Genomic DNA, 9,079 nt, shown 5'->3' on the forward strand with positions numbered 1-9,079 from the left:
GAGGCTGGGACAAAAGCATTTTTATTAAAGAAAAATCCGAACTTTAGTTGGTGCATATATCCCGCTCCGGAAATATACTTGGTGCTCGCCGTGTTGCATGAGGTGTCGAAGAAGCAGCACTCCTCGCAACTCGCAGTTTACTCGGTGGATGTTCAGCTCGTCGCTTTCCGCCGGCTGGTGAGCCTTCTCGTGCTCGTCGCGTTGCAAGCTATCTCTGTGAGGTATACGCTCCTCGCAGAAAAGATTGCTGGCGCACTACGGGGTCTTACCTCTGCCTTTTATCCCGCTGGAGTCTTCGTATATTTCCTCCGCTCAATTAGTGTATTGTTCGTCTTTAGAGTTGGCAGTTTTAATTATGTCTCAGTCTCTTTTTTTGTTTATCTGATTTTTAGAAGTATTAAAGGTAATTAAATGAAAATAGCCCTATGCATACAAAATTTGGCGGCCTGAATTCTGAGAACCGAAGAGGAAGTCCATTCTAAATTTAAAAAACCGATTAAATACAAAACATTTAACCACAAGGTTGTATTTTTTCCGGAGTGGTCCCATTTATAGATAGAGATGTCCGGGAGCCTATAGGTGAAAGGACAGATGGAAGAAATAATTCCCAAAAATTTATAGGAGGTATACAAATTATGAGTATTAAACCTGCACCAGAACGAAAACCCGGTGAAGGACAGGGGCCATTTGAAAAATTATTGATACAAGGTGCGACAATGATTGATGGTACCGGTGCACCACCCAGAGGGCCTGTTAATATTGTTATTGAGGGAAATGAAATCAAGGATGTCAGTAACGGTATGGCAAACCCGCCAGAGAATGCCGAAGTAATTGATGCACGCGGAATGTATGTTATGCCTGGATTTGTGGACACACATGCGCATATTGGAGGTGACGCACAAGGGACACCTGCAGAGTATGTCTATAAATTGTGGATGGCTCACGGCGTCACTACAGTTCGTGATCCCGGTTCTGGTAACGGTGTTGACTGGACACTCAACGAAAAAGAGCGAAGTGCCAATAATAAAATCGTGGCACCACGTATAAGCGCTTATATTCGACCTGGTATGTGGGATAAAGGGCCGGTTCGAACTCAAGAAGATGCGCGAAATTTTGTCCGCTGGGCAGACATGAAGGGGGCTGACGGTTTTAAACTATCAAGTTCAGACCCTCATGTGCTGAAGGCTCTGATAGACGAAGCGAATCAACGTGAACTAGGTTCTGCTGCGCATCTGGAACAAACCATTGTCACACGTTCCGATGCTTTGGATACGGCTCGTATGGGGCTTGGCTCATTGGAGCATTGGTACGGTTTACCAGAAGCATTGTTCGATGATCGTTTGGTTCAACACTATCCTGTTGATTACAATTACGCGAATGAATACGATCGCTTTAGTCAGGCAGGCCGACTCTGGAAACAAGCAGCTGCTTTAGATAGTGAGAAGTGGCATGCAGTAATGAACGAGTTACTGAACCTTGATTTTACATTCAGCCCAACTTTAACGATCTATGAAGCTACCAGAGATGTCATGAGAGCGCGAGAAGCAGAGTGGCACGAAACTTACACCTTACCCTCTCTTTGGGACTTCTTTCAACCTGATCCTGAAAATCACGGTTCATTCTTTTTTGACTGGACGACTGCCGACGAAATTGCTTGGAAAGAGAACTACAAACTATGGATGGCATTTCTGAATGAATACAAAAACCGGGGAGGCCGCGTCACGACTGGTTCAGATTCCGGTTTTATTTACAAATTGTATGGATTTGGCTATATCCGTGAGCTAGAGTTACTGCAGGAAGCCGGCTTTCATCCACTAGAAGTTATTCGGTCTGCAACGATGAACGGTGCCGAACTATTGTCTAAAGAAAATAATATTCCAATGGATTTCGGGGTCATTCGTCCGAATATGTTAGCGGATCTTGTTCTTGTCGAGGAAAACCCATTGCATAATTTCAAAACCCTTTATGGGACGGGGACTATAAAATTAAACCCCGAAACAAATAAAGTCGAACGTGTAGGTGGGGTAAAGTACACGATCAAAGACGGCATTGTATACGACGCAAAAAAACTTTTATCTGACGTAGAACAGATTGTGAAAGATGCGAAAGCGTAGTTTGTAGGAACGAGATGATAAATTAGAAATATGGGCATTTACAAGAGGGGGACTTATCCCCCTTACTGCTCCTTTTGTTACTCGAGCCCTACTATATGAACATTAGCGTCCACATTTTGTTCTGACGGTAGTTTTTACGTGATGTCAGCTCCGGAAGCCTGGACTCCCACTGATATTTTGATCTTTCGGCAATAGGTTTTGATGGAATGGAATCGGAGGTCGTCAAGGCAAATTCCAATTCATCCTTGACCCAATTCCCTGCAATCAATCCCCTTAACAGGACATTAACCTGTTAAGGGGATGCTTGCGTACGACTTAAGATTGCCATTTTTCTACTAGTTTTTCGGTATCAGTCTTAAGAACGTTATAGGCCTTATCAGAAATCAGATCCTCTTTTTCCTGATGGTCAAGTAACTGTTTAAAGCTTTTCATGTGTTTGATAACTTTTTCTGCCGCTTCTTGTTCTTCAAAACGCTTTACGGCAGTTAAATGCATGTTTAAAGAATCGGCGGCTTCATCGTTTGAGAATTCGCCTGTTTCCTCGTAACGCCTGACCAAATCCTTCATAACAGCGGCACTCGTTTGAGGAATTAACTCAATTGACTCAATGGGGCCACTGTACAATCCGCCATCGGCTGAACCATCGAAAATTCTTATACTGATAACATTTTCCTGCCCATAATTGATCGCTTCTGCAGGAATTTCATATTCTCGTATTTTCTCATAAGCCGTTTCCATTCCTTCCCCATTATCACCGGTAGGGAATTTGCCGGACTGACCAATTTTTTGGCCATTGAAGTAGGTTGTATCGACATCATCAATTTTCCCTATTGTGACCTTCAAGGAATAGCCTTCCCACTCTTCAGGGATATTGATGGTTTTTCGATACCACCCGTAAACGTTATCTTCCGTATAATCAGAATGTGCCTCCCAACTAGCTGGCAAATCAACTTGCTGCCAGTCGCTGTCATCATATTCAGGATCTTTCCAGCTTGGATCGTCTCCCTCATGGAACAGCCAATTTCCAGCTAACGCAATATTCGGCAACGTTGCTATTTGTGCTTCAAGATTACCGATGGCTGCTTTATAGACCCCAGCTTTTTGATCAGGCTGATAAGTGAAGGTTACTTCATGACTTCCTCCGCCTGCTTCAGCTGGCACCTCCACTTCCTTATTTTCAACTAACTCTCCGTTGATGTGGAGGGGCACTTCTGTTGTGCCTTCATAGCTACCATAGTTTGTAACCTCTGCCGTTGCTTTAATTGTTTGGTCCTCAGCGGAGACATTTAGATTCCCATATTCAAATGTTGGCTCTTTTTCTTTTACAGTTATTTTTTGGGCAGGCAGATCACTGATATTTATCCGATGATCACCGGTTTCAAACAGTTTGTCATAAGTAAAGGTAATTTCTTGATTACTCCCTGGCGCAACCCTTACATGCTGCTCATCCACTGTTTCACCATCAATCTGAAGTGCCAGCGTTTTGCCGGTTATCACATTTCCTTTGTTTCTAACATTCACTTTTACTTCAAAAATGTCGTTTGACTCAATAGACTCAGGAATATTTGTATAAGATAATTTGACTTTTGGTTCCTTATAATTCGGAAGTTCTGCTATTTCCTCATTCGACGCAGGATAAATTCTAACCGCCTGACCACCGCCAGCGGCAAGCGAAGACACGAACGTATCATTATGTTTAACAATCACTTTGTCGATTGAAACCGGAGTGGGGTTGGTTTCCATGTCCGCTTCAGGGGCGTCTGAATAAATTTCGGCAACATATTTCTGGCCTTTTTCCAAGAAGTCAAGATCAGTTGTTAAGGTCCTGGCCTTTTCATCGGTAATACTTCCCATATACCATTCTTCCCCACTCCGACGGACAATCGTCGTTTCATCCCCGATTTCAGCATTAGGGACCATGATATCATCCCATGTTACCGGGACATCTTTAATAAATTGAAATTCAGGCAGTATATTCCCATCCTCATCTTTGTAATTTGACGGGAAATCAGCAACCATCTGTGTGCCGCTCGTAATGGTTACATACAGAGCCAGTTGCTTGGCACGGGTTGAATGAACACGGGTATCCGCATGTGAAATCTCGACATCAAATATTCCCGGTGTAAAATCGATAGGCCCAGCCATCATTCTGGTAAATGGAAGGATAGTTGTATGCTCAGGTGGATTGGTATCATCACTAAATGCACTATATTCCATGCCACTCACACCTTCACGACTCAACCAGTTCGGATAGGTCCTGAGAAGGCCAGTACCCTTAATCGGTTCATGGGTATTAATCATGATCTCATGTTCAGCAGCCCTTTTCACGGCATCTAAATAATGGTTAACCATATATTGACCATGATGATGCTGACCCTCCGGATTGTGAATGCCATAGTCTGCAACGTATCCGCTCTTAATGGCATGAATTCCTAATTCCTGATATAGATCATAGGCCTCATCCATTTGACTTTCATAGTTCGGAATATCGCCTGACGTTTCATTGTGCATAATATATGACACATCATGATCGTGTGCATACTGGACCACTTCTCTTAAGTCATAGTCTGGGTAAGGCTCAGTAAAACTGAATTTATCACCATTTTCCATCCAATCGCCATCCCAGCCTTTATTCCAACCTTCGACCAATAGACCAATATTTTGATTTTCTGTATCTAAATAATTGTGTGCGAAATCAATGTATTTTTTGGCATTTTCAGTTGTTGCTCCATGGTCTGGGCCTGATTCCCACGTTGATTTACCACTTATCATTTCCCACCAAACCCCTACATACTTCGTTGGTTCAATCCAAGACGTATCCTCTAGGGCATTTGGTTCATTTAAATTTAAAATCATGTCTGATTCGACGAGGTCACCAGCGTTCTCACCAATTTGAATCGTTCTCCATGGTGTTTCGACAGGCAAGCTATCTTTCTTGACCTTCACATTCCCGTCCGGCCAAGGGGCTAAGTGACTTTTTAATGTGTTTTCTTCACCATCAACTTTTTTCAGAGCCATACCAGCATAATCAATCAAAGCAGCCTCATGTACTGTAAGGTGTATGCCTTCAGGCGTCTTCATTGTGAACGGTGTGCTCACTTCTTCGACCTCATCTAAAGATGTTTGATTATAATTGTACTCATAACTATCCCAGTCATTGGGAATCCACCAGGCAGTGTTATTAGTGGCAAATTGAAACTCTGTATCCTCAGCCGTAATCTCCATGTCTGGATCTAAGTTTTCCTGTTCAGGTAAGACATACCGAAACCCTACCCCATCATTATAAACGCGAAATATGACATTCATCTTTCTATGAGGTGACTCTTTTTCCTGCAGGTGAATCGTCAGTTGTTGATAATGATTTTTGATTTCGGATTTCTCACCCCATACCGGCTCCCACGTATTATTAAAACGGTCAGTAGACGTTTTAACAATTTCGAATTGATCATCTAAAGACGTCTGATTTTTAAATTCGAAGCCCAGAGACGAAGGTTCAATCAGGTTGATCTCATTAAAAGAAACTTGATAATGAGGTGCACCATTCTCAGACAGGTTAAAATTCAAATGAACATTACCATCAGGTGAACTGATTGATGTTTTTATGTCATTTTCATTGTCACCGGTATCTTCCGAAGACTGTGCAAATACAGTTGGTGCTGAAAATGAAAGTATCAAACCCAATATTAAAGAAACTATCAGTATATAACCCTTTTTATTGAGCATGTTTTCCTCCTTTTAATACTTATAATCCTGTCACCAATCGGTCTCAATAATTGTTAAAGGCGATGCATTTTTAAAAAAGACATCACTTCCTTTCATCCTCAATGCCTGCAACCGCTATCATATTTACAATGCTTTTTCCTTTATGTCATAACTGCATCACCAACTTTCTTTTATTTTTCTATTCACTTATACCTAAGCAAATTTTGTGCCAATTTTGATAAATCCCATTTAATCAACAATACAGACAATAAATAAAACATCTGTGCATATTCATTGCACACATGTTAAAACCTTTTTCCTTAAATTCTCCTACTACTTCATCTACTTGATCAGATATGTCTGCTACTACTATAGTTGTACCATATGTTGCTAGAACGGTAGGAATTCCTTTTCCATTACCTGCTGCTGCATCAGAAACAACAAATGCGATTTGCCCACTCTTTCTCCTTATCAAATCAATGCCCAAAAAAGCCCGCCGATTATATATCAGCAGGCTTGTTATAAATAGGGGAGTTCATTTAAACAATCAATTTAATCGCGTATTGGAAGTAACACAACACGCTTCATCTTTTCATAGCTGTATAACAATGGAACTGCTTGATCAGTCGCCCATTTATTGAATAAATCGTCGTAATGTTTATTGCTCGGATCGCCGGACTGACCCGGGCTGTTCATCACTATGAAGTTATCCGAGCTGCCAACATCCAATATCATTCTATAAGTTGCTCCACTCGTTTGACGAAAGGTTTCTTTTGAATAACCTGTGTTTTCTACTGTGAACCGGCAGAACTTGTTAAAAACTTTACATATTCTGTGCATCAACAGAAGTTTTAGTCTCAAGCTCTTGCAGTGTATTTTCGCCGTCTCTGACAACATAACTTGCTAGGGTCTGAAGTGGCGCTCCTGGTCTCGTGACATAAGGGACGACCAGAAAATCCGTTTGCCATTCCTCGGGTGTAACGGTGCAGCGAACATAACCACGTTGATTTCTGTATAGTTTTAAGTGATCGTTTTCCTCCAAAGCAGTACGTTCCTGTTCGTCATTTACTTCCCCATCTTTCCCGGAAGCTATAGATGATGTGACAAATTCTGTACCGATATTTGCTGAGGATGGATCATTAAAATCTGCTTTCAAGTTGGCTGCTGCATGGCGATGTATATCACCCGATAGCACCACCGGATTTCGCACATTGTTTTCCCTAAATGATGAGAAGACCCGCTCTCTATTGGCAACGTAACCATCCCACTTATCCATGTTAAAGCCCTTCGCGGGACTTGGATCGCGGTCTACTTGTGCCATAGGAACCTGCTGGGCTAGAACATTCCATCTTGCTTGGGAGGTCTTTAAATTATTGTACAACCATTGTTCCTGTTCATAACCCAGTATAGATCGATTGGGTTTAAAACGCTCATCATCGTCACCTGATACAATATCATCCCGGTATTGTCTTGAATCAAGCACATTAAATTCTGCTAAATTGCCATATGTTATCTTTTGGTATAAATCCAAGTTAGGCCCATATGGAATTGACGTGCTTCTAAGCGGCAGATTTTCATAAAAGGCCTGATATGAATCCGATTTTTGCTGATAAAACTGTCTTGGCGTAGCATCATACTGGGATTTATCAGCAGCATAATTATTTTCGACTTCGTGATCGTCCCATGTAGTGACCCAAGGAAAAGCTGCATGTGCTTTTTGTAAATCAGGATCTGACTTAAACAATGCGTATCTAAGTCGATATTGATCAAGGGTTTTAACTTTAACATTATGGTGACTAGAAAGGTCAGCTTGTCGAAATAGATTGGATTCGTTAATGGCGTATTCGTAAATATAATCACCCTGAAAAAAGACTAAATCCAAATCTTCTTCCGCCATATATTGATACGCGGTATAATAACCATGATACCACGCTTGACATGATGCCAATGCAAAGGTTAGCGAAGGAATAGAATCATCTGCGGAAGGAACTGTTTTCGTTCTTCCGACAGGGCTGAGTTCCGATCCAACTTTAAAGCGGTAGTAGTAATAGGTTTTTGGTTGCAACTGATGAACTTCGACATGTACGGAATGACCTAATTCCGGCAGTGCTCGCGCTGTTCCGGAATCAACGATCTCAAAAAAATTTTGATCTGTTGCTATTTCCCATTGTACAGGAATCTCTCTATCCGGCATTCCTCCAAATCCGTCATCTGCCAAAGGTTCCGGAGCCAGTCTTGTCCATAGTACAACACTGTCAGACCGAGGATCACCAGAAGCAACACCCAACTGGAAAGGGTTTTTATGAAAAAAAGGAAGTTCTGAATCAATCAATTCACGGTCTGCAGGCATTAGTCCTTTATTAACCAACGAAGCAAAAGGAACTCCAACATTTGAAAGCTTACCATTCATATACATGCTCCTCTCTCAATAAATAATTTCTCAAATAACCCCTGTCCTTCACCGGCTTTTCGTTCTGGTGCAGGTTTAATACGCATAATGTTGCATACCTCCTAATACATTTTTGGGGGATTCTTTCCTCCAACTGTCCTTTCACCTATAAACTCCCGGAAGTCTCTATCTATAAATGGGGGCATTTAAGAAAAAATACAACCTTGCGATTAAATGTTTTATATTTAACCGGTTTTAAATTTGAATGGAGGTCCTTTCCTGGATTCCAGACCGTCAATCCCGACTATCTGTGCAAGCGTCTATTTTTACTTAAGTAACTTTAAGATTTCTAACATCAGATAATACAAAAAAGCTTGCGGAGAAAGAAGCTGTTCTCTACAAGCTTTTCTTAAGACTTAGATTTTATATTTTATACGATGACTTGTACGGACTATTTATTTCTTTTTTTATGAACATAAGATAGTATAGCCACAATTAAGGAAATGATCGAGATTGACACCATCAGAATTTGGTAAGTTGTCACTTGAATGACCTCCTCGCTATGTTGAATCCTTATCTTTCCTTTATATGTAAATATGAAAAGCCCCATCGACTGTACAATTTTTCTTGCAAACTTAGTCCAAAATATTGAGAAGTGTGATCAAAGTCCCTCGTTGGCAAATAAGTCGGAAGCACCTTTTTTCCTTTCAAGACGCTTTTATTACCACGAATAGAACACTAGTTCTTATTTAAGGTTGTATTTTCTTATGTGCAAACCCTTTTTTGATAGAAAGGAGGGAAAATTTGGAATGGAACTGTATTCGCTGACTGATAATGTTTGTTCAGATGCCCAAAAAGCATTGACGTCATTTCA

6 protein-coding genes are annotated in these 9,079 nt (G+C 41.2%); 2 read left to right on the forward strand and 4 right to left on the reverse strand.

Features of this window, described 5'->3' with window-relative positions:
• Together VK080_RS10180 and VK080_RS10185 are read left to right on the forward strand one after the other, a co-directional pair.
• On the forward strand, window positions 1-411 hold a 411-nt coding region (locus VK080_RS10180), incomplete at its 5' end, for a hypothetical protein (RefSeq protein WP_324224664.1).
• A 224-nt stretch (window positions 412-635) separates the two neighbouring features.
• Window positions 636-2,114, forward strand: a complete 1,479-nt coding sequence (locus VK080_RS10185; protein WP_324224665.1) for an amidohydrolase family protein — start codon at window positions 636-638, stop codon at window positions 2,112-2,114.
• 315 nt (window positions 2,115-2,429) lie between these two features.
• Here the strand turns inward: VK080_RS10185 and VK080_RS10190 are convergent, their stop codons facing one another.
• The 4 genes from VK080_RS10190 to VK080_RS10205 all read right to left on the reverse strand — a co-directional run bounded on the left by VK080_RS10190 (window position 2,430) and on the right by VK080_RS10205 (window position 8,226).
• Window positions 2,430-5,837: a glycoside hydrolase family 97 catalytic domain-containing protein gene (locus tag VK080_RS10190; RefSeq protein WP_324224666.1), complete on the reverse strand. Its 3,408-nt coding sequence runs from the start codon at window positions 5,835-5,837 to the stop codon at window positions 2,430-2,432.
• Window positions 5,838-6,069: 232 nt separating this feature from the next.
• Window positions 6,070-6,303 (reverse strand): hypothetical protein, encoded by a 234-nt coding sequence (locus tag VK080_RS10195; protein WP_324224667.1) that lies wholly within the window; start codon window positions 6,301-6,303, stop codon window positions 6,070-6,072.
• Window positions 6,304-6,368: 65 nt separating this feature from the next.
• Window positions 6,369-6,713: a penicillin acylase family protein gene (locus VK080_RS10200; RefSeq protein WP_324224668.1), complete on the reverse strand. Its 345-nt coding sequence runs from the start codon at window positions 6,711-6,713 to the stop codon at window positions 6,369-6,371.
• Complete coding sequence (locus tag VK080_RS10205) at window positions 6,640-8,226, reverse strand: alkaline phosphatase D family protein (protein WP_324224669.1); 1,587 nt, start codon at window positions 8,224-8,226, stop codon at window positions 6,640-6,642. Before VK080_RS10205 ends, VK080_RS10200 begins: the two co-directional genes overlap by 74 nt.
• Window positions 8,227-9,079 lie beyond the last annotated feature (853 nt).

This window comes from Lentibacillus sp., assembly GCF_035301925.1.
Lineage (GTDB): Bacteria > Bacillota > Bacilli > Bacillales > Amphibacillaceae > Lentibacillus.